The organism is Calditrichia bacterium (assembly GCA_020634975.1).
GTDB lineage: Bacteria > Calditrichota > Calditrichia > RBG-13-44-9 > J075 > JACKAQ01.
Map to the genome: position 1 here is coordinate 57,806 of JACKAQ010000008.1, position 22,310 is coordinate 80,115.

A 22,310-nucleotide genomic window follows, 5' to 3' on the forward strand; every position below is an offset into this window, starting at 1 on the left:
CGAAATTATTGATTAGAATCAAAATAAGTTAGTAGAATTAGAAATGTGGGTAATTGAATTGAAAAAGAGTTTCCTGAACAAAAGTGCTTTAATAGACCAAATTGAGAAGCAGGCAAAAGTTGGATATTGGGTTCTGCAGTTAGCAACAGAAACCACAATATGGTCGGAAGGCACTTATCGAATATACGGTATTGACCCAGGTAAACCATCCCCCTCAAAAACAGAATATTTCCAGCTGGTGCATCCGGATGATGTTGAATACGTTCAATCGAAAGTTGTAGAATGCATTGCCAACGGGAATTGTCAGTTTAGCCAGCGAATTATCCGGCCGGACGGCACGGTGCGTGTCGTCCATTCAAATGTTGTTACGGAATATGAGAATGGGCAGCCGGTTAACATCACCGGCACCTGTCAGGATATTACGGAACTGCACGAAGCAAAAGAGAGCTTGGCCAAAGCGAATAGCAATCTGAAAGCGGTTGTAAAATCTATCAAGGATATCGTGTTTCAGTTTGATGAAAATGAACGGTTTCTCACGGTATGGGTGTCCGATCCCTCACGTTTGTTTATGCCGGAAGACGTATTTATCGGCAAAACCATCCGGGAAGTTTTTGCGGATGAGTTCGGGGAATACTTCTCAGAGAATTTTAAAACGGTGCTCAAAACGGGTAAAACGATAAAACTGGAGTATCAACACCCCGCCGATAAACGGTATTATATAGCGACGATTTCCAGAGTGATCGATCCGGTAAGCGGTGCAAAAACGATAACAGCCGCAATATCGGATATTACGGAAAAATTTGAGCTGCAGCAAAAACTGCAAATCAACGAGCAGCGTTGGGCGTTTGCACTGGAAAACGCAAACCAGGGAGTGTGGGATTGGGATGTTGAAAACAATACAGTATTTTACTCCGATACCTGGAAAAAACTGTTAGGCTACGAACCGCACGAAATTTCGGATACGCTGGATGAGTGGGCAACTCGGGTGCACCCGGAAGATTTGCCCAAAGCCAAACAAAAGATTGAAAAACATATTAACGAAGAAACCAGACATTATTACATCGAATTTCGTATGCGCCACAAATTCGGGCATTATGTATGGATTATTTCACATGGGAAAATTATTGAACGCACTGCAGAAGGTAAACCCAAACGCTTTATTGGCACACATACGGATATTTCCAAGTTGAAAAAAGCGGAAGCGGAAGTTCGCAGATTGGCACTCGTTGCAGAAAGAACCATCAATGGTGTATTGATCACTGATACGCAGGGAAGAATTACATGGGTGAATAAAAGTTTTGAACAAATATCAAAGTATAGCATGGATGAACTGGCGGGCAAAAAGCCAGAGGATTTGCTTTCCGGTCCCAAAACAAAACAGAAGACAATAAATGATATTGCTAAAGCGATTGCGGCACGCGAAACTTTCCGGGGCGAAGTTTACAACTATAGCAAAGATGGATCCGGGTATTGGGTGTATCTATCGCTGACGCCGATTTACGAAAACGGCAAATGGCAAGGCTATATTTCGGTCGAAACTGATATTTCCGAAAAGAAACGGACAGAAGAAAAGCTTTCGCGTTCTGAAAAAATGTTGAAAAAAGCCCAGGAAACGGCCAAAATCGGGCATTGGTATTTCGATGTAATCAATAACACGCTGGAATGGTCCGAGGAAACAAAAAATATTCACGATGTGGCTGTTGATTTTTCGCCAAATGTTGCAACGGCAATAAATTTCTATCATCCGGAAAGTGTGGCGAAAATTCAGGCGGCATTCAAAAAGGCGTTGTTGGGTGAGCCGTATAATCTGGATCTGAAAATTATTTCTGCGGCAGGTATCGAAAAACATATTCGCACAATGGGACGCCCAGAATACGAGGGGGATAAAATAATCGGTGTTTCGGGCATCTTTATGGACATCACTCGGGAAAAAGAAGTTGAAATATTGCTCCGGGAAAGCGAAAATCGCTTAAATGAAGCGCAAATTTTGGCTGCAATTGGTAGCTGGGAATATCTGGTTCGAAAAGATGAAGTGATAATGTCCAAAGGGATGGCCAGAATTTGGGAAACTGAGGAAATGCAGTTTTCCAGAGAGCAATTTTTAAATTCCGTACATCCGGATGATGTTGAAAAGTTGAAAGAATACATTCAGGCATCGATAGTTGATAGTAAGAAATATGATTTGTTGCATAGAATCGTTACGCCGAATGGGACCATCAAATACATTCACGCAAAAGCCGATGTGGTTTTAAACCGTGCCGGTTTTGTGCGGGCAGTACGCGGAACATCGCAAGATGTTACGGAAAAAGTGCGATACGAGCAGGAATTGATCGCGGCAAAAGAAAGGGCGGAAAAAGCATCGCATTCAAAAGCGGAGTTCCTTTCGATGATGTCGCACGAAATTCGCACGCCGCTGAATGCTGTAATCGGGATGACGCATCTGTTGCGGCAGGAAAATCCCCGTGATGATCAAATCGAAAATCTGAATACGTTAAAATTTTCCGCTGAAAATCTGCTGGTGCTGATCAACGATATTCTCGATTTTAACAAGATTGAAGCCGGGAAAATAGAATTTGAGGAAAATGCGTTCGATGTGGCGCGATTGGTGGAAAGCATTTGCCACGCGATGAGCTTTAAAGCGGAGGAACAATCGAACCAGTTGCTGACCAAAATCGGTAAAACTGTGCCAAAAGTGGTTGTTGGCGATGCAATCCGGCTGAATCAGGTGCTGACAAATTTGATTAACAACGCACTAAAATTTACGGAAAAAGGCAACGTAACGGTTTCAGTGAAAAATTTGGGGATCAAAAATGATTTTGTCAAACTCCTATTCAGCGTGAGAGATACGGGCATTGGCATCGAAAAAGAAAATTTGTCACGTATTTTCGAAAGCTTTACGCAGGCGCGATCCAACATTTCCAGAATGTATGGCGGCAGCGGTTTGGGTTTGGCAATTACCAAAAGACTACTCGAATTACAGGATAGTCAAATATTTGTAAAATCTGAGGTTGGTAAAGGCTCTGAGTTCTCATTTGTGATGCGTTATCGTGTTCCGTTAAATCAGATACTGAAAACAGAGGAGACAAGTTTTGTCGCCGATACGTTTTCATCGCTGAAAGGAACCAGGGTTTTGTTGGCGGAGGATAACCGTGTGAATATCCGTGTTGCCCAAAAATTTTTGAATAAATGGGATATTGAGGTGGATACGGCAGAAAATGGCAAAATCGCGCTGGAGAAAGCGCGACTGAACAATTATTCTGTCATTTTGATGGATTTGCAAATGCCGGAAATGGACGGACTCGAGGCAACCCGGCAAATTCGAAATCTGGACGACAGCCGTTATTCGACGGTTCCTATTATTGCACTCACTGCTTCCGCGTTGATGGAAACCAAACGAGATGTGTACACCGCAGGGATGAACGATTATATTACAAAACCGTTTAACCCTGCCGAATTATATCGGAAGCTCAAAAAATATTCCGTTTGAGTAACGGAAATTGATCAAAAATAAAAAGCGTCAGCGAAACTACCTGTTCGCTGACGCCAAAAACAGCTTCATTCATCAAAATTATTTAGCAAGAACCATTTGTTTAGCCTGCCGTTTTCCATTGTTGATCACTTCGTAAATATATATTCCGGATGGACTTAGCTCGCCTCGGTCGTTGCGCCCGTCCCAACGGACCGCATGAAGCCCGGATTGCAGAAAGCCGTCGGTCAACGTCCGGACAACCTGACCGTTGATGTTATACACTGTTAATTCAACTTCGCCGGACTGCGGAATCGTAAAGCGGATTTGCGTTTCCGGGTTAAACGGGTTGGGGTGGTTGGGGTAAAGTTCAAATGACTGTGGCAGATCGCTGATAGCCGGATCATCGATTCCGGTTACGCTGCCGACAACTACAGAGGTGGAATCCCACAGCCGCGATGGTCTTCTGTAACCTGCATTAATCAGATATTTTCCGTTAGCAGGTGCCGTTAAAATGAACGGGTTGTCGTTGGATGAATTTTCAACATCTACCACATTTCCATTTTCATCAATCAGCTCACCGGCAACTTCCTGACCGGCGGTAACACCAATCAACGTGACTTCGATTTGCATATTCGGCAGCATTTGTGTGCTCACTATTCCGGCATCGTGATTGTGGCAGTTGCCGCCGGAGCACCCGGGATCGCTCAATCCGTTATCATCCGGTTTGGAAATACCGAGCGAATAAAATACAAATACAGACATTGTCATAAAAAACATAAACAGAGAAAATTTGACTTTCATTCCCGACTCCATTTTTTTGGTAAACGAATAAATTTACAATTATCCTGAAATCAATTGGAGTGCCAGAAATGTAAATTTGGCAAAAACATTTTTGATTTGTCGCTGTATGTGGTTGTTTTTAAACAACTAATATAAAATATATATGTTTTGTTTTTTTTGTGAGGCGTTTTTCAGAAGCGATCTGAATAATCAATAATTCAGAATAAATGTGCCGAAATTATACAAGTTTTGCTGTTCGAAATCAACGATTTGGACGCTGTTTCAGATTGTTTTGATGTATTCTTTAAAGGATTGCAATTGGCGAAACTCGCCAATGATGCCCACCAAATCTGACTTTTCAAATGTGAAATTCGCATGCGGATTCGGGAAAAATTGCTCATCGCGGATAACTGCAACAATCGAAACACCGGTTTTTGCCCGAACGTGCAATTCCGAAATACTTTTGCCAACAAACTGGCTGTTTTCCGGAATATTGATCCAATTCAGATCCAGCCCGCGCGATACGCTTTTAAGCTGCGAAATAATCCGGTAGTGATGCTCGGAATCGTAAAGCGGTGCATACAATTCTTTGTGAACGACATCGGTAAAATCGTTGATCTGGTTCATCGGAATGTTCAAATGGATCAACGCTTGCCGGGTTAATTCCAGGCTGGCTTCGAACTCCGGCTGCACCACTTCGTAAACCCCTTTTTCGTGCAATTCCGACATATGCTCGATATTATTTGCACGCGCGACAATGCTCAAATTAGGATTCATTTTTCGCGCTTCATCCACAATTGCGTTAGATATCGCTGCCGATGGCGTGGTAATTACCAGCAATCGTGCATTATTCACTGTCGCAGCTTCCTGCACAATGTGCTGCGATGCATCGCCGTAAATCACCGGCAATTTTTCCGTTTTGAAATATTCCACCCGGCGATGATCCAGTTCAATAATCACAAAATTCAACGACAATCGTTTCAGGATTTTGGCAATATTTTGCCCTACCTGCCCGCCGCCGGCGATCACAATATGGTCTTTCAGCTCAGTATCCGGCAGGTTGATTGTTTCCAGTTTCTCCCGTTTAAACACGGATTTTTTGAGTGAATACAGCGGTTGGGTTAAGCCGGATAGGAGAGGGGTGATAAACATCGTGACCACCGCCGTTGTGAGGATCAGCGAATATAAATTGGCATCGATGGATTGTGTGTTCAGCCCAACTCGCGCCAGCACAAACGAAAATTCGCCAACCTGAAATAGCCCGAAAGCGATGGCAATCGGGATAACGTTTCCGTAGCCAAACAACTTGCCGATCACGCCAAAAATTAATCCTTTGCCGATCACTACAAACAGGATGAGATATAGCACCAGTTGATAGTTGCTCACCAAAAAGGAAATATCCAGTAGCATGCCCACAGATGTAAAAAACAGCAGCCCGAAAATATCTCGCAGCGGAATAATATCGCTGAGCGCCTGATAGCCGTAATCCGATTCGCTGAGCACCATCCCAACCACAAACGCCCCAAATGCAAAAGATAGCCCAAAAATATGAGTGCCGTAACCCACACCCAACCCCAACGCTGTAATGGTCAACAGAAAAAATTCCCTGGAATTTCCTCTGGCAATATATTTCATGAGCAACGGTATCAGGCGGGTGCCCAAAATGATAATCAGAAAAAGAAAAATCGCTGCTTTCAACACCGCCCAACCGATCGCCGGCAAACCGGACTGAATATCGTTGAGTTGCGGTAAAATGATCATCAGTGGAACGATCGCCAAATCCTGCACGATGAGCATCCCGATCATCACCCGGCTGGAAAGGGTGCCCATTAATCCTTTGCTCATCAGGGTTTTGAGCACAACCATCGTGCTGGAAAGTGAGAGTAGTGCACCCAGCCACAGCGCCGATTTCCAATCCCAACCAAACAAATAGCCAAACAAATAGCCCCATCCGATGGTCAGGAGCATTTGCAACGGCGTGCCAAAAAGGGCGATTTTGCGAACCGGTTTTAATTCTTTTAACGAAAATTCCAGCCCGAGCGCAAACAACAGCAGCGCGACGCCGATTTCTGCGAGCATTTCAATATCGTGAATATTCGAGACGGTGATACCGCCGGTGTACGGACCGATCAGTACACCAGCCAAAATATATCCCAAAATCAACGGCTGTTTGAGGAAATTGGCGAGAATGCCGCCCAGTAAGGCAAATAAAACAATAATGACGATATCTGTTGCAATACCCATTGAGTGATCGATCTATTATAAAATTAACTGTAATTGAGGCATAACAACTGCCTGCAAGTGTAATTGCAGGTAAATGATACAATTAAGCCGGGCAGCAAGCAATTGAAATTCATTATTTTTCAATTTAGAAATTTGGCAGGAATTTGTTGTGTTAACGGAGTGGTTGTGGTGCGGATTCCCCGATTACGGTAGCGGAAACTGCGTCGCGGAAGGTGGTTAAATAATGCGCGGCAGAACGCTCCCAGCGATATTGGCTGGCTTTACGAAAGCCCTTTTCGACCAGGTTTTCCCGGAGCTGCGGGTCGCTGAGCACACTCAAAATCCCGTCTGCGATGCTGCCCGGATTGTGCGGATCGGTGTAAAATGCGGCGTCGCCGCAAACTTCCGGGATGCTTGCGGCAAAGGAGGTGACCACCGGACAACCGCAGTGCATCGCTTCCAGCACCGGCATGCCAAAACCTTCGTAAAGTGAGGGAAAAACAAACACTTCCGCATTGCGCAACAAGGAAAACATTTCCACTTTCGGCAAATATTTTTTGAAAACGATTCGCCCGTTTTTGACGGCGGTATTCACAAAATCATCGTATTTCAGGGTGCGATCGAGATAGCGTTCATCCTCGCCAACGATGACCAATTTGTGAGGAATCCGGTCGGACAGTTGCCGGAAAGCATCAATCAGCGCACCGATGTTTTTCATCGGACAGAGCCGCCCGATGTAGAGCAGATACGGCGTTTCCGGCGCGATTTCGGGCGATGCTGTTGCAACATCCAATCGCTGAAAACCATTGTGTACCACTTCAATTTTCTCCGAAGAAATCCCGAAAATCGTATTCAGTAGCATTTTTGTGTGCTGCGACGGCGTGAAAATCTGTCGTGCGGTGCGCAACGCCAGCGGCAAAAAATACATGAAATAATAATATTGCTTCCCGTGAAATTCCTTGAACAGCACCGGGATGATATCGTGAATCGTGATAATCTGGTTCGGGTGAAAGAAACAGGCTTCGAGTTGGCTGGTGTTGAACAGCGGTTGCCGCAAATGCCACAACGCCAACAGGTTGGCGTAAAGCAGCCGCAGTAGGTGACCGGGGAAGCGGTAATCCGGTGCGGTAAATTTGTTAATCCACCGTATTGTAAAATTTGTCGGAAAATCAATTTGCGAAATTTCCTCGCGGGCGTTGCGATTGACGTAAACAATAAACCGCAATCCGCTGCGATCTTTGGCAAATTCACGCAGCAGCGCAAGGGTGTAAACGGCAATCCCGCTCGGGTGACTGCCGATATTTGTCGCGTTAATCACAACGGTGTTGCAGTGTTTATCCGCGAAAAATCCGTTCAGCAGATTGCACAAAAATTTAAGCATATTGCACCTCCGTATGGTGTTCACGTTCCGCGCCAGCGCGATAGGCTGCGGCAACGATCTCCGGCAATCCGTCCATCACAATTTGTCCGTGCGACAGCCAGATCAGCCGGTTGCACTGGTTCACCAGAAAATCCAGATTGTGCGACACAAAAATGGTGGTGCGACCGGCGCGCATCAATTGCTGCATTCGCACGATGCATTTACGCATAAAAAATTCATCACCGACGCCGAACACCTCATCCACCAGCAGCACATCCGGGCGAATATCGGTTGCCAGCGCAAACGCCAGCCGCGCATACATGCCGGAGGAATAATTTTTCACCGGTTCATCGATAAAATCGCCAAGCTCGGAAAACCGGATGATAGCGTCGATTTTCCCGGCGATTTCGGATTGCGAATAACCCATCAGCAATCCAGCCAGAAAGCAGTTTTCCCGCCCTGTCAAATCCGGCTGAAATCCAATGCCCAGTTCCAGCAATGGCACAATATGCCGCGATTTATCCACAAAAACTTTGCCGGATTGCGGCGAAATCACCCGGGTCAGCACCCGCAACAGGGTGGATTTTCCCATCCCGTTTCGCCCAATGATGCCGATATTTTCGCCGTCAGCGATGGTCAGGTTTATGTTGCGCAGGGCAAAAAATTTATCGGACGAATCGCCGTTGAAAAAATTTCCCAATGTCGATTTCAGGCTGCGATGGGTGATCGCCTGTTTGTTGAACGCAACGGATACATCTTTTAGTTGAAAAACCGGAGGCATAATATTTTCCTATAAGTAGTAGTAAAACTTGGGTTTATATCGATGAACCAACGCGTAACCGATCAGCAGCGATACACCCGCAAATCCCATCGAAACGCCCCAATCGAGCGCGCTCGGCCAGCTCGCTTCGTAAAACGGTTTTTGGAACAGCGCTGCAAAATAGGTCACCGGATGCCATTTGAGCATTGTCGACTGGATGGATTGGGTGTCGAACATCACCGGTTTGAACAAAATCGGTGCGGAAAAGAAGGCGATCATCAACAGCATTTGCACGATGGTGCGGATGTCGCGAAAAAACACGAACAGCACCGCGGCAATCATGCCCATGCCCAAACCCAGCATCGACCACGGAATGATGGTCAGCGGTAAAATGAGGATGTGGATTGTCCAGTTATCTTTCAGTATTGCGAAAATTGCGAATAAAACCACCAGCGAAAACAGAAATTCTACGCTGGCAACCAGCCAGCGAATCAGCGGGAAAACGAATGGCGACACATACATTTTTTTAAGCAGCCACTCGCCGCCGGTGATCGAATCTGTGCAGGCATTTACAATTTTTTCGAAATACCGCCACGGCACCAGCGCGCTGAACAGGAACACCGCGTAATCGCGAATGTTCATTTCATTTACCACCGAAAACACCACGCTGAGCACGGTGAGATACATCGCCGGCTCCAGAAAATTCCACAAAAAACCGAGCGAGGTGTAACGATATTTCAGCTTAATTTGATTTTTGGCGTAAAACCATGTGAAACGCCATGATGCAAGTTCCATTATTGCTCCGTTTAGTGATTTCCGTTATTCGTATGGGCAATCGCCGGTTGCGCAGTTGAAGACAGATGCAAGTTGCCCCCGCAAGAAATGCTGATGTGCGAAAACCGGCACGCACCGGCGATGATTTTGCCCAAAATTGCATATCGATAGTTGTCATCCAGTTGCAAACTGAATTGCAGTTGGTGATTCGGTTTATCGCCGATTCGCAAATCGGTTTCGTAAACCGATTCAATTATTTTGTGGTTTAGCGTTGCAAAACGATGCACGCGTATTTGCAGATGCGTTTCTCGCTCAAACACTTTTGCTTCCGGTGTTAACCGCACTTCGAAAACGCGATTGCCGTTGCCGAGCCAACTGTAATCGGTGTGAAAAACCGTGTCCTCATTTGCTGGAACGGCGGTGGTTTTGTCAAAAAAATCGGCGTGATCGGCGAAAAAGCGCGATTTTCCCATCCCGGAAAAAGGATTGAGCGCCATCTGTTTGCTGTTCAGCCAACCGCGATATTGCTCGATGCCCGTTTGCAAAAATTGCCGCGATTCAACTTTTCCGGGGAAATGCAGCGGGGTTTTTTCGGCGGCGTCATCTTTCCGCAATATCAGCAAAACGGAAGTGAGCGGGTGTTTTCCGCGAATGAGCTGGACGTGCGGTAAACGCGCGGAAAGTTCACAATTGATTTCTCCACTGCCGAAATCCCACAGTTCATTCACGTTTCCCGGCAACGGGTAATTCGCAATATTCGGTGTGATACGCGCATTTGGCTGTGCAACGGAAACCAACCGGCATTCGCCGATGAGTCGATGCAAATACGTTTCGGAGAAAACATAATTGTGCGATTCGTGGATTGTTTCATCGTCAAACGCAAATTCGGTGGTGAAGACATACAGCCCGCCGGGTTTCAGCACACGGTGCACTTCGTTCAAATGTCGCAGAAAATCGGCGTATTCGCCGATGTGTTCCACCGCGCAGGATGAATAGCAAAAATCGATGGAATTATCGGCGAAATCGAGTTGACGCATGTCCATCCGCATTGCCCGGATATGTTGCAAATCCACCGGAAACGGCGCATTTTCGCGAATGAGCTGGCTCGGATCATCCGTCCGGGCACAGTCCCAACTCGTGTTTGCTTCGTATAAATCCGTGACGATCAACTGCCGGACATGTTTGGCGATTGCGTATAACACGCGTTCCGTTCCGCCGCCCATGGACAGCCCGGTTTTGTCCGGCTGCAATAATCCGTTTTGCCGCAGCGCCCGGAAAATCATGGCGAATTCCCATTGTTTCCGGTGAAAATAGGGTGTTTCGTGCAACTCATTTTGGATGATCTCGACCATTTCCGGATCGAACCAGTCCGCAGCGTCACACACTTTGCTCAAGGATTTCATATGTCACTTCTTTCGTGATGGGTTTTTCGTTGATTTGATGGCGCAATCCGCGATTCACCGCCGCCAAAATTTGCGGGATGCGAATGTCGCCCATGCAAACGCTCGTGCGCATGTTGGTTAATTTGCAGGGAATGGTTTCGTTGCGCCAGCAGGATACGCAGCCAAGCTGTTTGCTGGCATCCAGATATTCGCAAAGCGGATAATGTTTGGTGCGCATTTTTCCGTCGATGGGACCAAATAGCGCCACGCAGTGCACATCCAGCGCAGCGGAAAGGTGCACAAATGCAGAATCCGGCGCGATGAGCAGATCGCATTGTCCTGCGAGCGCAAATGCCTGCCCGATGCTGAACCGGTCAATTTTAATGACATTGCTGAAGTGGAATCCGCTGATCGGTTTGGCGTCGAAAATCAGCACGGTGAACGAGCGCGAAAGTGCTTCCACCAGTTTTTCGGTGTGCGGATAATTGCGGTAAGTTTCATCCGCCTGCAATTGCACGCCGATAACCGTTTTTTCGGTCAACCCGTTTTCTTCCCAAAAATATTCAGCGAATTGTGCATCGGCGTTATCGATAAAATAGCGCGGTTTAGTGCCGTATTTTTTGAGCTGGAACCGATTGACGCCCAGCGCGCGGGCAAAAATTTCCACCCGGCTCAATTTCACTTTCGGGGCTGTGCGGGCTTCGGTGCGCGCCGCCGGACAATCCGTAAAATTGAACCATTTGCGAAATTGCGACGGATCAAATTTGTCATTTTCGATATCTATGAGCTGCACATCCGGATTGTTGCGAAACACCGAAAAATAATTTTTGGGGATCGCCAGAAAAATGGTTTCGCCCGGATATTTTTGTTTGAGCGCGTGAATGCCCGGCGTCATCATCAGCAAATCGCCGATGCCGCCCATCGCCCGGGTGATCAAAAAATTACTGCGCGGGTTTCGCGATTTTTCAAAAAATGCGCTCGTTTCGGGAAACTGTTGCGATGACTCCGAAATCGCAATTTGCTGCAGACCCGCCTCGCCGCTTCGCCACAGATAATTGATGACGTAAACCACCGCCAGCACAGCAAATTTCACAAATTTGTTGATGAAACCGAATTTAATCGCACCAAAATCAGGCAATTTTCCATACAGCCAGTGGATGAAAAACAACAGTTTGTCGATAGGGGAAACATCACCGGCGAGCAGCACGCGGTAGGGCTTGCGATACGTTTTGCCAATTTGGGAAACAAAATTCTGGCGTCCGGTCATGTCGGTGTAAAAGTAACGTAAGCCTAAAAATAACAAACGTTTGTAATTAGAAGTATCGCCAATTTTTAGCGCGGTTTGGGAGAGATCGAACAAAATTTCCTGCACCAGATTCCGGTCGTTCATCAAATACGGGCGACTGACCAGATTCACCAAAACAACGTAAGCTTCGCGGAGATTACCTTTGTCTTCCGAAATGCGGGCAACGCGGCTCAAAAACTGCAATTGCAATTCGGGAAATTTATTGCAACCGCAATCCAGCGCGGTTTCGATGTAAAACATCGCTTCATCCTGCAGCACCAGTTTCACCAGTTCGTCGCTCCAATACAGCAACGTCTGGAAAAATTCGCGGGGAAAATTGCGGTTTTTCCGGCAGTCGTCGATGAACAGCGTAACCACTTCGTCGATGAAAAATTTCTCGTCATCCGCAGCTTCCTCATTTTGCACCGCCAAAAATTTTCGCAATTTGACGATGCCGCCCCACACCACCTGATTGAGCACATATTTGTTGGCATAATTTTTCCGTTCGTCCGGCGCAATTCGTTTGAAGAGGGAATACACCTGCTCAAATTGCCCGGAGAATGCCATATATTCCAACTCTGCCGGGTCGATGTGATGATTGCCGCTACTGAACAATTCCATGTGCTGTGTCGTTTCGCTCATTTTCGTAACCTGTTATTTATTATATATTTACAGTAAGACATTCTGTCAGGCGATCGCGTTCGGTAGCGACCTGCTTTTGTAAATCTTGATAGCGGCTGTGGTCAAATCCCTTCGGCGGCGATTGCTCAAAAAAGCTGCAGACTTCCAGCGCCTGCTCAAAATTACCGATGTTGTTCAAACACTGGATTTGCCGGAACCAGCTTTCCGGCGCCATTTGCGGGGCGATTTCCGCCACTTTCCGGTAACCCTCCAGCGCGTCAAAATAGCGTTGCTGCGATTCCTTGCACATCGCCCACCAATACAATGAATCGATGTAAATCAATTCACTCGCCGGTGTTTTGCATTGTATCTCAATTGCGTTAGAAAACCATTTCTCCGCATCGCGATAATTTTTTTCGTGCATCAACAGCCAGCCTGCACGAAAGCTGCTGTTCAACCGACAAAGTGCACTTTTTGCAATCGCCGCGGCTTCCTGATAGCAGAAAACAGCCAGTTTGCTGTCCAGTTCCGGTGCGTTTTCCAAACACCATCCGCAATGGAACAACACATCGCCGCGATCCACGTCCGTCGAAAACAGCAGTTTTTCGAAGTGGTGAAATGCCTGTTCAAATTGTTTTTCGGATTCCAGTTGTAATGCAGATTCATAAAAAGTAGCCATTTGGTCAGATTCTCATTTATTGTTTTGATTCATTGCGATAAATATGTGTCTATACAGTAATTCACAAAAGGCATGCCAATCCCAAAAACGTTTGTTTTTAGGATTTACAACGCAGAAAAATCCGTTTTTTGATGAATTTGGTCGGACATCGGTGCAAAAATTTGCACCGGGTGGCAAAAAATGCAGTGACGGCACTATTGAAGTGGAGAAAGGAGAGCGAATTTTAACGAGGAGAAAAAGACGGAAACAGAAACCGAGACATCATTTCCAATGTTTGGGGATAAAAAACATCAGCAGCGCATAAATTTCCAACCGTCCCAACAACATTGTGACAGAGAAAATCCATTTTCCGGCATCTGAAATGTGGTTGAAATTTCCAACCGAGCCTACGCCGGCCAATCCGGGGCCAACATTGCCCATGGTGGCGACTGTTCCGGTGAATGCTTCGGTTGTGTCTGTGCCGAGGGCAACCAACAAAATTGTGGTCGCAAAAATGATACAGATATAAAACACGATATACAGTATGGCGTTTTCCGCGACATCTTTTTCCAGTACGCGATCGCCGATGGCCAGCGGCAGTACCGCTCGCGGATGTTGCAATTGCCGGATCTGGCGCATGATCGATTTCCCCAAAATCACGATGCGATCCGCTTTTATTCCCCCGGAAGTTGAGCCGGCACATGCACATTGCAGCGAAAAAAAGATCAGCAGCATTTGCGAACCGGCGACCAGATGGAGCTATCCACAGTGGCAAATCCGGTTGACGTTCCCACAGATAACATCTGAAAAGAAGCGTGCCGCAATGCTTCAGCAAAGCTGTCATATTGGGTAATATACAAATCGATTGAAGAAATAGTGATCCCTGCAAACAACGCTAATAGGTAATATCGAACGATTCGCGATTTCCAGATGCTTTTGAAATCGCCCGAAATAACGCCAAACAGCAGGGCAAAATGTATCCCGGAAAAAATCATGAAAATCATGATGACCACTTCAACCGAAACGCTGTTGAAATAGGCGACGCTGGCGTTTCTTGGCGAAAAACCGCCGGTTGCAATAGTGGCAAAGGAGTGCGTAATCGCGTCGAACAAATCCATTCCGCAAAAGAGCAGCGCTATCGTTTCCAGCGCGGTCAATCCCACATAAACGCTCGCCAGAATGTTCACCGCAATTTTTGCCCGCTGCTGAAAATTGTTCAGCGCCAGCGCAGACATTTCGCTTTGATACAGCACGCGCATGCCTTCACCCATAAACGGCATCACCGAAAGTGCAAAAACAAAAATGCCCATTCCGCCTAGCCAGTGGGTCATTGCCCTCCAAAACAAAAGCCCTTTTGGCACCGCTTCAATGTTCACCAGAATGGTCGATCCTGTTGTTGTAAAACCGGAAACACTTTCAAACCAGGCGTTGCTAAAGCTGAATTCCACACCCCATAAAACATAGGGGATTGCACCGATCAGGCAGCTAATCAGCCAACTGGCAACCACGATAATCAAGCCTTCATTATTGGAAATATCTTCTGCCGGTGGCACAAAAATCAGCGGAAAAACACCAAACAGCGCCGCCAGAATTGCACTATACATTAAAATATAGGTCGATCCGTCGTTGTAAATGATGGACACAAAGGCAGATAATAACATTCCCAATGCATTCAGCAAAAAAATAAAGCCCAAATATCGATATATAATTTGAAATCTTGTGATCATCGTCCACTACCGCGTTCTGTGAATTATGGTGAGCACGAGTTCGCGCAGTTCGCCGATCTCGTCATGTGTTTCAACCTCAACTTCTACCGGTGTGCCGTTATCCAGATATTCCCGAATGGCTTTATTGATCCGGCTAACCGGTTGGACCACATAATAATTGATAAAAAAATTAAACAGCAGCGCAAAAATTAACGCTGCTATCATCGCAATAATGCCCGGCATAATGGCGCGTTTGGTGCGATTTTTTAGATGTGTTGAAGTTTGATACATCGTTTTGCTATTCATTTCTCGTAAATGATTGACCGATGTTTTGCAATCGAGAAATGCGGTGTGAATTTCAGCGAAATACCAATCAACATTGCGCTCTTTTGCGGTTGAAACGATCGGTTTTTCCCATAACGATTGGAAAATTCGATACCGCGTTCGGATGCTGTCCAAATGAACTTGTTCGCCGGGAATGGTGAGGTTACCGCTTGCGGTGTTGAAGCCTGACCAAAACAAGCTGTCTGCTGCAGCCATAATCGAACGCCCTTCATCCCAGTTGCCGAGCATGAGCAGCAAAATGCCGCTGTCTTCCCGTTCCAGCGCCTCGAGCATCACGTTGGCAGCGTTGATACTTTTGTAATTGTCTTCCAATAAACTGTGTGCAGAAGTGCCGGTAGTGTTGAGAATATAAATAGACCAGGCACCCGCTAAAAACAACATCAGCGTCAGCGCCAAAAAACCGGATAATATTTTAAATCGCAAATTCATCGCTTTTTCTCCGTTTCGTGCAAACAGAACAAATTAATGCTGTCTATTTATTTATCAAGTGATAATAATTTTTTGGAAAATTTTTCAAAAAGGGAGTGGCAAGTGCGGGAAAGATTAGAGTGAATCATCCCCGAATTTCAGGACGGGGATGATTCACAAATTCCGGTTAATTATGCGCTTTTGTTTTGCAACCAATGTACCAGCGTGTGTTTGGTTGGTATTTTGCCGCTGCTGAGCAACTTGCCGTTGACCAGCAAGCCCGGGGTGATCAGCACACCCAAATCTGCAAATTTGCTGATATCGCTGATTTTTTCCACCGTCGCATCCAAATGTTCTTCTGCGACAACTTCTTTGCATATTTGTTCCAGTTTCTGACAATTGGCACAACCGGGTCCGACAACCTGAATGTGTAACATGTTTAAGCCCCTTTTTTATTGAGTTGATCGCGCAAAAACCGCATCGCCCAAAACAGTTCACGGGCGATTTGCAGGCTGCGCTCTGCATATTTTTCAGCTTCGAGCGGCGTTCCGTCGAATGCCTTCGGATCGTCGTATCGCAACGGAATGCGGGCAGCTGCACCAAAAACAATCGGGCAGGCTTCGTCTGCATCGCTGCAGGTCATCACCGCGCAATAGCCGTTTTGCGGATTAAAATTATCGTTATAAGTTTTGGAAAAACAGCGCATTGGCGCGGCATCTTCTGCATAACGCACCAGATAATCCGGGTTGTTTTCCGATCCGGTTTTTTCCACGGAAAATCCTGCTTTTTCGATCGCCAGCACCGCCCGCGGATTAAACGCGGTTGCTTCTGTGCCGCCCGAAAAAGTGGCTACATTCGGGATATCAAAATATTGTGCCGCCACTTGCGCCCAAATCTGCGAGAGATGGCTGCGACGGGAATTGTGGGTGCAAATGAACGTCAACGCCGCTGGCTGATTTTCTGCGATTCGTTGCGCAATAAATTGGGCAATTTGTTCGAGCAACGCTTTCCGTTCAGCGGCAATCTCTCCGGCATCAATGATGTTTTTATGGATATATGCTTCAAGTTGAACCAGTAATTTTCCCATAAATTGCTTCCGATCATTTTTTCATATTCGTGTTCATCTGTGGCTGAAAATCCAGATTTTATCAAATATTTGCCGCAGTTGCAGTAAAATATTTTTTCTGGAAAATGAGCGCAACGTTTACCAATGCGATCAGCACCGGCACTTCCACCAACGGCCCGATGACTGCCGTAAACGCCTCGCCGGAGCTGATGCCAAATGCGGCAATCGCAACGGCAATCGCCAGTTCAAAATTATTGGATGCGGCGGTGAAGGCAATCGTTGTGGTTTTGGAATAATCCGCCCCGATTTTTTTGCCCATCCAAAAGGATACAAAAAACATGATCACAAAATAGATCACTAACGGCACGGCGATTCGCAAAATGTCCGTCGGCAATTGCACAATCAGCTCGCCTTTCATCGAAAACATCACAAAAATAGTGAACAGCAGCGCGATGAGGGTCATCGGCGAAATCACCGGGATAAATTTGCTGCGATACCATTCCGCCCCTTTTTTCTTCACCAAAACCAGTCGGGTAATCATCCCCGCAAACAACGGAATACCGAGATAAATGAAAACGGATTCGGCAATTTGTCCCATCGAAATATTCACGATTGCGCCGTCCATTCCCAGCCATTTGGGCAAAATTTCAATAAAAAACCAGGCATAAACCGTATAAAACAACACCTGGAAAATGGAGTTGAATGCCACCAAACCGGCGGCGTATTCGTTGTCGCCTTTGGCGAGTTCGTTCCACACGATGACCATCGCGATGCAGCGCGCCAGCCCGATCAAAATCAGCCCGACCATGTAGTGCGGCTCGTCCCGCAAAAACAGCACCGCCAGCGCAAACATCAGCGTTGGACCGATCAGCCAGTTTTGCACCAGCGAAAGCCCGAGCACCCGCCAGTTGCGGAAAACCTCGCCCAATTTTTCGTAATTGACTTTCGCCAGCGGTGGATACATCATCAAAATTAACCCGACTGCGATTGGAATATTGGTCGTTCCCACCGAAAATTGGTCCCAGAATCCGGCAATTCCGGAGTAGAAATAGCCGGCGGAAACACCGATGAACATCGCCACAAAAATCCACAGCGTCAAAAAGCGATCTATAAATGATAACCGTTTGCCCGTTTTGGCCATCGAACATTCCTTTCTATTTCGAAAATAATAATTATCCGAAAAAACTACCGTAAATCAACCCGCTGAACGTTGCCATCACCACCACCAGCGCAACGTAAACCGCCGTTTTTTGGGTGCCGATGACGCTGCGGATCACCAGCATATTTGGCAGCGACAGCGCCGGACCGGCCAACAGCAACGCCAGCGCCGGACCTTTGCCCATTCCGGCTTGCATAAGCCCTTGTAAAATCGGGATTTCCGTTAATGTTGCGAAATACATGAAAGCACCGACAATCGCGGCAAAAAAATTGGCAAATATCGAGTTGCCGCCCACCAGCCCGGAAATCCATTCACCGGGAATGATGCCGGAACCGCCGGTTGCGTCACCCAATAAAAAACCTGCGACCAACACACCCGCGCCCAGCAGCGGCATAATTTGCTTCGCAAAATCCCAACTGGATTGCATCCACTCCTCCGGTTCTCCCGGCGAAATGGAGATGATCACGCTAAGCGCAATCACGCCAGCCGTAAACGAAATGAGCGGATATTCGGGAAATATCAACGCCAGCGCTGCGACAATTGCAACGCCCGAAACCACAAACCATCGGCGAATGTGCAACACAAACACCAACGCGACAGCCAGCAGTAGTCCGAAAATGCCGGTCAGCCACCATTTTATGGCAAATATTTGGTAGAAAAATCCTTCCGTAACATCCGGTTTGCCCCATGTTGCAAAAATGAGCAGGAAAACCAGCACCGCAAACAAAAACGCTGTCTGCCAGAGCGGTCGCCCGGAATCCGGTTGGGGGAGCGATAGTTGTCCGGCGCTGCGTTCGGCTTCCTCTTTCCGGTAGATCAGGTGCATCACCAAACCGATGACCACGCTGAAAGTCACAGCGCCGATCACCCGGGCGATGCCCAGCTCCATCCCCAAAATCCGGGCGGTTAAAATGATCGCCAGAATATTGATCGACGGACCCGAATAGAGAAACGCGATAGCCGGACCCAAACCCGCGCCGCGTTTGTGAATCCCGGAAAACAGCGGCAACACCGTGCAGGAACAGACCGCGAGAATGCTGCCGGAAACCGACGCAATAAGGTATGATACCCACTTTTTAGCGTCTGCGCCAAAATATTTGATCACCGCGCCCTGGCTCACAAAAACGGCGATCACACCGGCGATAAAAAACGCCGGAACGAGGCAGAGCAGCACATGCTCCTGCGCATACCATTTCAGCAATGAAAACGCGGAAAACAGCGCATCTTTAAAAAGGATATTCTCGGTGGGCAGAAAAAAGGCCAACAAAAATCCGCCGGTTATCCACAGTAATATTTTGTATTCTTCCCGCCAACTCATGGTAAATCTCACATTTATATTTCGCCACATATCGAATTATCGATCGAAAAAAAAATCAGACGCCGCAAAGTTTGAAACGATCGACAGATCTTACTTTTTGGGCATCCGTTTCAACCGTGCTGTCATCGGGGAGCCAACCGGCTAAAATCGGTAGCAAATCAGCAACATAATCCGTTCGTTCCGCGGTGTTCAGGGCATAATTTACCCATTTGCCCTCTTTGCTGTCGGTAATGAGATTAGCATCGCGCAAAATAGCCAGATGTTTGGAAACGGTCGATGGCGCAAGTTGCAATATTTCGGTGATTTCGCAAACGCACAACGCCCGGATCTCCAGCATTTTGAGAATCCGCAGCCGGTTTGAGTCGGATAGTGCTTTAAATATTTTGGTCAATTCGCGCATTTTGTCACCTCATTTCGATAACTGGCGAAATGTAAAAATGAAATGGTTAACTGTCAATATCTGATTGAAATTTTTGGCGAAAAAAACGGGGTGTGCGAAGCAAAATCTCCGCACACCCATTGTTTAAAATGTGAAATACATCGCCGCAATAAAATTGCGTCCGGCAGCAACTATTCCCGATGAATACGGGCGATAGCGCTTATCGAGAATATTTTCCACTCCGGCGCTCAGTTTCAACGCATCGTTGAGCTGAATGACGGATTTCAGGTTCAGGGTGAACCATCCCGGCGAATACGGGTTGCCGTTATCGTCGATGGCGTAAATATAATCTTTCGATTGCTCCTCCGGCGCCAAATCTTCATAGGCGATTTCGCCATTGTAAATGGCGTATAGATCCGCTTTCAAACGGCTGCGGCTGTAAGTGAGGTGGGTTGCGCCAAACCACGGCGCTGCGTGGCGTAGCGGCGCTGTGCTGCCATCGTCGAGCTCTTCTTCGCCGCGCTGGTAACTGAACCGCGAGAGCAGGTCCACCCCACCGGGCAGTCGCATTTCCACTCCAAATTCCACACCGCGAACGGTGGCTTCGGCTGCATTTTGCAACGCAAAAACGCGGCTCAACTCGCCGTCGTACACGATGCTGTCCTGCCCGTTCAGCGTGAAATCTCGCCGCACCATGGCGTTGTTCAGCAAGGTGTAATACCCGGCGACGTCCAATTTGACAACATCACCGAATATTTTGCTGATCCCCAATTCGGCATTGTAGGCATATTCCGGTTCCAGTCCGGGATTGGGCACTACCACAGCACCGGGTTCGGAATCGAAAATTTTGCCGACATCATCCACATTCGGGGCGCGGAAACCGGTTGATAAATTGGCGTTGAACTGCCAATCATCCGCTGGTTTGTACGCCGCGCCAAAACTGCCGATTACCGCGCCGTTTTCCGTTTCGGCAGTTGTGAACGGGAAAGGGTAAAATGTGGTATCGAACGTGGCATCCAGCGTCACAACATTGAACCGCGTGCCGGCCTGAAGCGTCAGTTTTTGGCTGGCTTTTAGCCGGTAATTGAGATATGCCGCGTACGAATGCCATTTCGCGCCGTCCGGATAGCGCGAAGGTCCGGGCTGACGGATGCCAGTAGAAATATCCTCGTCCTCGCCGGTGGAACCGACGGTGTTGAACACGGCTTCTACCCCGTAAAACAATAAATGGCGTTGTTTCCAGCCTTTTTCGAAATCGAGATTGGCGGTGAAAACATCCACCGTTTCCGTGCGGTGATGCCGTTCACTACTCCGGAAATCGCGGTCATGCCGGCTCTCTTTGAAGAAATGATACGCCGCTGTCGCGCTGAAATTGTCGTACCAGCGATTGCTGCCGCTGTGCAGAATGTTCAGCGCATTCATCGACCAGATTTGCGGGCCGTAATACCACTCTGCGGAGCGCAAATTGTCGCCGCGATAGCGCAGCAGCCGGTCGTATCGCGGATAATCGGATGTGCCGGAATAATGAATGCCCAGATTTAAATCCCAATTTTCGGCAGGTTTGAAGCGGATTTTTTGCATCAGGTTGAGCTGCCGGAACCCGGTTGACACCTGCTCTTCCGGATCGGGATTGGCGATGGTGCTGTCTCGCCCGTCGATTGTGGCAACATATTCGCGGCGCAAATATTCATCCGGTCCGTTGCTGCCCATTCGCTGATCGTTGTAATCCGTGACCGTTGCGCTGGTCAGAAACGCCCATTTTTTTCCGCCGAAAGCGATATCCGCATGTCCGGTTTTTTCGAAATTTGCGCTGGATGTGCGCATCGCCGCATTCCCGGCAACATGCGTTTTCCCGTTGCTGGCGAACAGCGGGGAGAGCGTGTAAAAACCCATCACCGCGCTGATGGCATCGCTGCCGTACATCACCGAACCCGGACCGAAAGTGATCTCGGTTCTCTGCGTCGCAAACGGATCGAGCGAAATCACGTTCTGCAAATTACCGCTGCGAAAAATGGCGGTGTTCATCCGCACGCCGTCCACGGCAATTAATACGCGATTGGTGGCGAAGCCGCGGATCATCGGGCTGCCGCCGCCGAGCTGGCTTTTTTGGACAAACACTTCGCCGGAAGTGCTCAGCAAATCCGCCGCCGTTTGGGGATTTTGCAGCTTCATATCCGCCGAACGGATGCTGACGACTTTTGTGGGAATATCGCGCTTTTCCTGCGCCCACCGCGATGCGGAAACGACCACCTCGCTCATCGAAAAAGGTGCCTGTTCCAGTTGCAATGTAAACCCGATTTCCGCGAGCTGTTCGTAACTGAGCGCAACCGGGCGATACCCGACCCGCTCGATCAGGATGTTCGCAGCCGTTTTGAACGCAGAAATTTCAGCGTGACCGCGGTTATCCGTAACCGTCGCAGCGTTCGGTTGTTCGGAATAGATGGTTACCTGCTCCAACGGTTCGCCGGTAAGTTTATCCCGAATAGTGAGTGTCTGCGCACCGGCAATTGATGTAACTATCGCAATAATAAGATATAAAAATATCCTGTACCTCATTCTGTTAACCTCGAACGGATGTTGATTCGGTTGTAAAATTCCGGTTGCGGCAATGCCACAG

The 22,310-nt window shown here is 47.6% G+C and carries 18 protein-coding genes; 1 reads left to right on the forward strand and 17 read right to left on the reverse strand.

The features are described 5' to 3' along the window. Positions 1 to 58: 58 nt before the first annotated feature. Positions 59 to 3,487, forward strand: a complete 3,429-nt coding sequence (locus H6629_23510; GenBank protein ID MCB9070756.1) for a PAS domain-containing protein — start codon at positions 59 to 61, stop codon at positions 3,485 to 3,487. An 81-nt stretch (positions 3,488 to 3,568) separates the two neighbouring features. Here the strand turns inward: H6629_23510 and H6629_23515 are convergent, their stop codons facing one another. From H6629_23515 to H6629_23595, 17 genes are all read right to left on the reverse strand, one after another. Next, complete coding sequence (locus tag H6629_23515; GenBank protein ID MCB9070757.1) at positions 3,569 to 4,270, reverse strand: T9SS type A sorting domain-containing protein; 702 nt, start codon at positions 4,268 to 4,270, stop codon at positions 3,569 to 3,571. 261 nt (positions 4,271 to 4,531) lie between these two features. Next, positions 4,532 to 6,493: a cation:proton antiporter gene (locus tag H6629_23520; GenBank protein ID MCB9070758.1), complete on the reverse strand. Its 1,962-nt coding sequence runs from the start codon at positions 6,491 to 6,493 to the stop codon at positions 4,532 to 4,534. A 151-nt stretch (positions 6,494 to 6,644) separates the two neighbouring features. Next, complete coding sequence (locus H6629_23525) at positions 6,645 to 7,853, reverse strand: glycosyltransferase family 4 protein (GenBank protein ID MCB9070759.1); 1,209 nt, start codon at positions 7,851 to 7,853, stop codon at positions 6,645 to 6,647. Next, positions 7,846 to 8,613, reverse strand: coding sequence for an ABC transporter ATP-binding protein (locus tag H6629_23530; GenBank protein MCB9070760.1), 768 nt, complete (start codon positions 8,611 to 8,613; stop codon positions 7,846 to 7,848). Before H6629_23530 ends, H6629_23525 begins: the two co-directional genes overlap by 8 nt. Positions 8,614 to 8,622: 9 nt before the next feature. After that, positions 8,623 to 9,387 carry an ABC transporter permease gene (locus H6629_23535; GenBank protein MCB9070761.1) on the reverse strand — a complete coding sequence of 255 codons (765 nt, stop codon included), beginning with the start codon at positions 9,385 to 9,387 and terminating at the stop codon, positions 8,623 to 8,625. 11 nt (positions 9,388 to 9,398) lie between these two features. Next, positions 9,399 to 10,769 (reverse strand): class I SAM-dependent methyltransferase, encoded by a 1,371-nt coding sequence (locus tag H6629_23540; protein MCB9070762.1) that lies wholly within the window; start codon positions 10,767 to 10,769, stop codon positions 9,399 to 9,401. Continuing rightward, positions 10,744 to 12,675 carry a glycosyltransferase family 9 protein gene (locus H6629_23545; protein MCB9070763.1) on the reverse strand — a complete coding sequence of 644 codons (1,932 nt, stop codon included), beginning with the start codon at positions 12,673 to 12,675 and terminating at the stop codon, positions 10,744 to 10,746. Before H6629_23545 ends, H6629_23540 begins: the two co-directional genes overlap by 26 nt. A gap of 19 nt (positions 12,676 to 12,694) precedes the next feature. After that, positions 12,695 to 13,333, reverse strand: a complete 639-nt coding sequence (locus tag H6629_23550) for a tetratricopeptide repeat protein (protein MCB9070764.1) — start codon at positions 13,331 to 13,333, stop codon at positions 12,695 to 12,697. A 261-nt stretch (positions 13,334 to 13,594) separates the two neighbouring features. After that, the gene (locus H6629_23555) at positions 13,595 to 14,047 is read right to left on the reverse strand and encodes a TrkH family potassium uptake protein (GenBank protein MCB9070765.1); all 453 of its coding nucleotides are present in this window, start codon (positions 14,045 to 14,047) and stop codon (positions 13,595 to 13,597) included. Further along, complete coding sequence (locus H6629_23560; GenBank protein MCB9070766.1) at positions 14,038 to 14,973, reverse strand: hypothetical protein; 936 nt, start codon at positions 14,971 to 14,973, stop codon at positions 14,038 to 14,040. The genes H6629_23555 and H6629_23560 overlap by 10 nt, the downstream gene beginning before the upstream one ends. A gap of 72 nt (positions 14,974 to 15,045) precedes the next feature. After that, entirely contained in the window at positions 15,046 to 15,792 is a 747-nt protein-coding gene (locus H6629_23565; protein MCB9070767.1) for a hypothetical protein, read from the reverse strand. A 170-nt stretch (positions 15,793 to 15,962) separates the two neighbouring features. Then, entirely contained in the window at positions 15,963 to 16,208 is a 246-nt protein-coding gene (locus H6629_23570) for a TM0996/MTH895 family glutaredoxin-like protein (GenBank protein MCB9070768.1), read from the reverse strand. Positions 16,209 to 16,210: 2 nt separating this feature from the next. Continuing rightward, complete coding sequence (locus H6629_23575; GenBank protein MCB9070769.1) at positions 16,211 to 16,858, reverse strand: protein-tyrosine-phosphatase; 648 nt, start codon at positions 16,856 to 16,858, stop codon at positions 16,211 to 16,213. Positions 16,859 to 16,919: 61 nt separating this feature from the next. Beyond that, the gene (gene arsB, locus H6629_23580) at positions 16,920 to 17,978 is read right to left on the reverse strand and encodes an ACR3 family arsenite efflux transporter (GenBank protein ID MCB9070770.1); all 1,059 of its coding nucleotides are present in this window, start codon (positions 17,976 to 17,978) and stop codon (positions 16,920 to 16,922) included. Between the two features lie 31 nt (positions 17,979 to 18,009). After that, positions 18,010 to 19,314 carry a permease gene (locus H6629_23585; GenBank protein ID MCB9070771.1) on the reverse strand — a complete coding sequence of 435 codons (1,305 nt, stop codon included), beginning with the start codon at positions 19,312 to 19,314 and terminating at the stop codon, positions 18,010 to 18,012. 55 nt (positions 19,315 to 19,369) lie between these two features. After that, complete coding sequence (locus tag H6629_23590) at positions 19,370 to 19,714, reverse strand: winged helix-turn-helix transcriptional regulator (GenBank protein MCB9070772.1); 345 nt, start codon at positions 19,712 to 19,714, stop codon at positions 19,370 to 19,372. 123 nt (positions 19,715 to 19,837) lie between these two features. Beyond that, positions 19,838 to 22,249 carry a TonB-dependent receptor gene (locus tag H6629_23595; protein ID MCB9070773.1) on the reverse strand — a complete coding sequence of 804 codons (2,412 nt, stop codon included), beginning with the start codon at positions 22,247 to 22,249 and terminating at the stop codon, positions 19,838 to 19,840. Between the last annotated feature and the right edge of the window lie 61 nt (positions 22,250 to 22,310).

What these genes read in the sequence shown, in the direction of transcription:
- H6629_23595 (MCB9070773.1), bottom strand. Translation starts at nt 22,249, where the DNA reads ATGAGGTACAGGATATTTTTATATCTTATTATTGCGATAGTTACATCA.
- H6629_23560 (MCB9070766.1), bottom strand. Translation starts at nt 14,973, where the DNA reads ATGTTATTATCTGCCTTTGTGTCCATCATTTACAACGACGGATCGACC.
- H6629_23530 (MCB9070760.1), bottom strand. Translation starts at nt 8,613, where the DNA reads ATGCCTCCGGTTTTTCAACTAAAAGATGTATCCGTTGCGTTCAACAAA.
- arsB (MCB9070770.1), bottom strand. Translation starts at nt 17,978, where the DNA reads ATGGCCAAAACGGGCAAACGGTTATCATTTATAGATCGCTTTTTGACG.
- H6629_23525 (MCB9070759.1), bottom strand. Translation starts at nt 7,853, where the DNA reads ATGCTTAAATTTTTGTGCAATCTGCTGAACGGATTTTTCGCGGATAAA.
- H6629_23540 (MCB9070762.1), bottom strand. Translation starts at nt 10,769, where the DNA reads ATGAAATCCTTGAGCAAAGTGTGTGACGCTGCGGACTGGTTCGATCCG.
- H6629_23515 (MCB9070757.1), bottom strand. Translation starts at nt 4,270, where the DNA reads ATGAAAGTCAAATTTTCTCTGTTTATGTTTTTTATGACAATGTCTGTA.
- H6629_23555 (MCB9070765.1), bottom strand. Translation starts at nt 14,047, where the DNA reads ATGCTGCTGATCTTTTTTTCGCTGCAATGTGCATGTGCCGGCTCAACT.
- H6629_23575 (MCB9070769.1), bottom strand. Translation starts at nt 16,858, where the DNA reads ATGGGAAAATTACTGGTTCAACTTGAAGCATATATCCATAAAAACATC.
- H6629_23590 (MCB9070772.1), bottom strand. Translation starts at nt 19,714, where the DNA reads ATGCGCGAATTGACCAAAATATTTAAAGCACTATCCGACTCAAACCGG.
- H6629_23520 (MCB9070758.1), bottom strand. Translation starts at nt 6,493, where the DNA reads ATGGGTATTGCAACAGATATCGTCATTATTGTTTTATTTGCCTTACTG.
- H6629_23535 (MCB9070761.1), bottom strand. Translation starts at nt 9,387, where the DNA reads ATGGAACTTGCATCATGGCGTTTCACATGGTTTTACGCCAAAAATCAA.
- H6629_23565 (MCB9070767.1), bottom strand. Translation starts at nt 15,792, where the DNA reads ATGAATTTGCGATTTAAAATATTATCCGGTTTTTTGGCGCTGACGCTG.
- H6629_23545 (MCB9070763.1), bottom strand. Translation starts at nt 12,675, where the DNA reads ATGAGCGAAACGACACAGCACATGGAATTGTTCAGTAGCGGCAATCAT.
- H6629_23550 (MCB9070764.1), bottom strand. Translation starts at nt 13,333, where the DNA reads ATGGCTACTTTTTATGAATCTGCATTACAACTGGAATCCGAAAAACAA.
- H6629_23585 (MCB9070771.1), bottom strand. Translation starts at nt 19,314, where the DNA reads ATGAGTTGGCGGGAAGAATACAAAATATTACTGTGGATAACCGGCGGA.
- H6629_23570 (MCB9070768.1), bottom strand. Translation starts at nt 16,208, where the DNA reads ATGTTACACATTCAGGTTGTCGGACCCGGTTGTGCCAATTGTCAGAAA.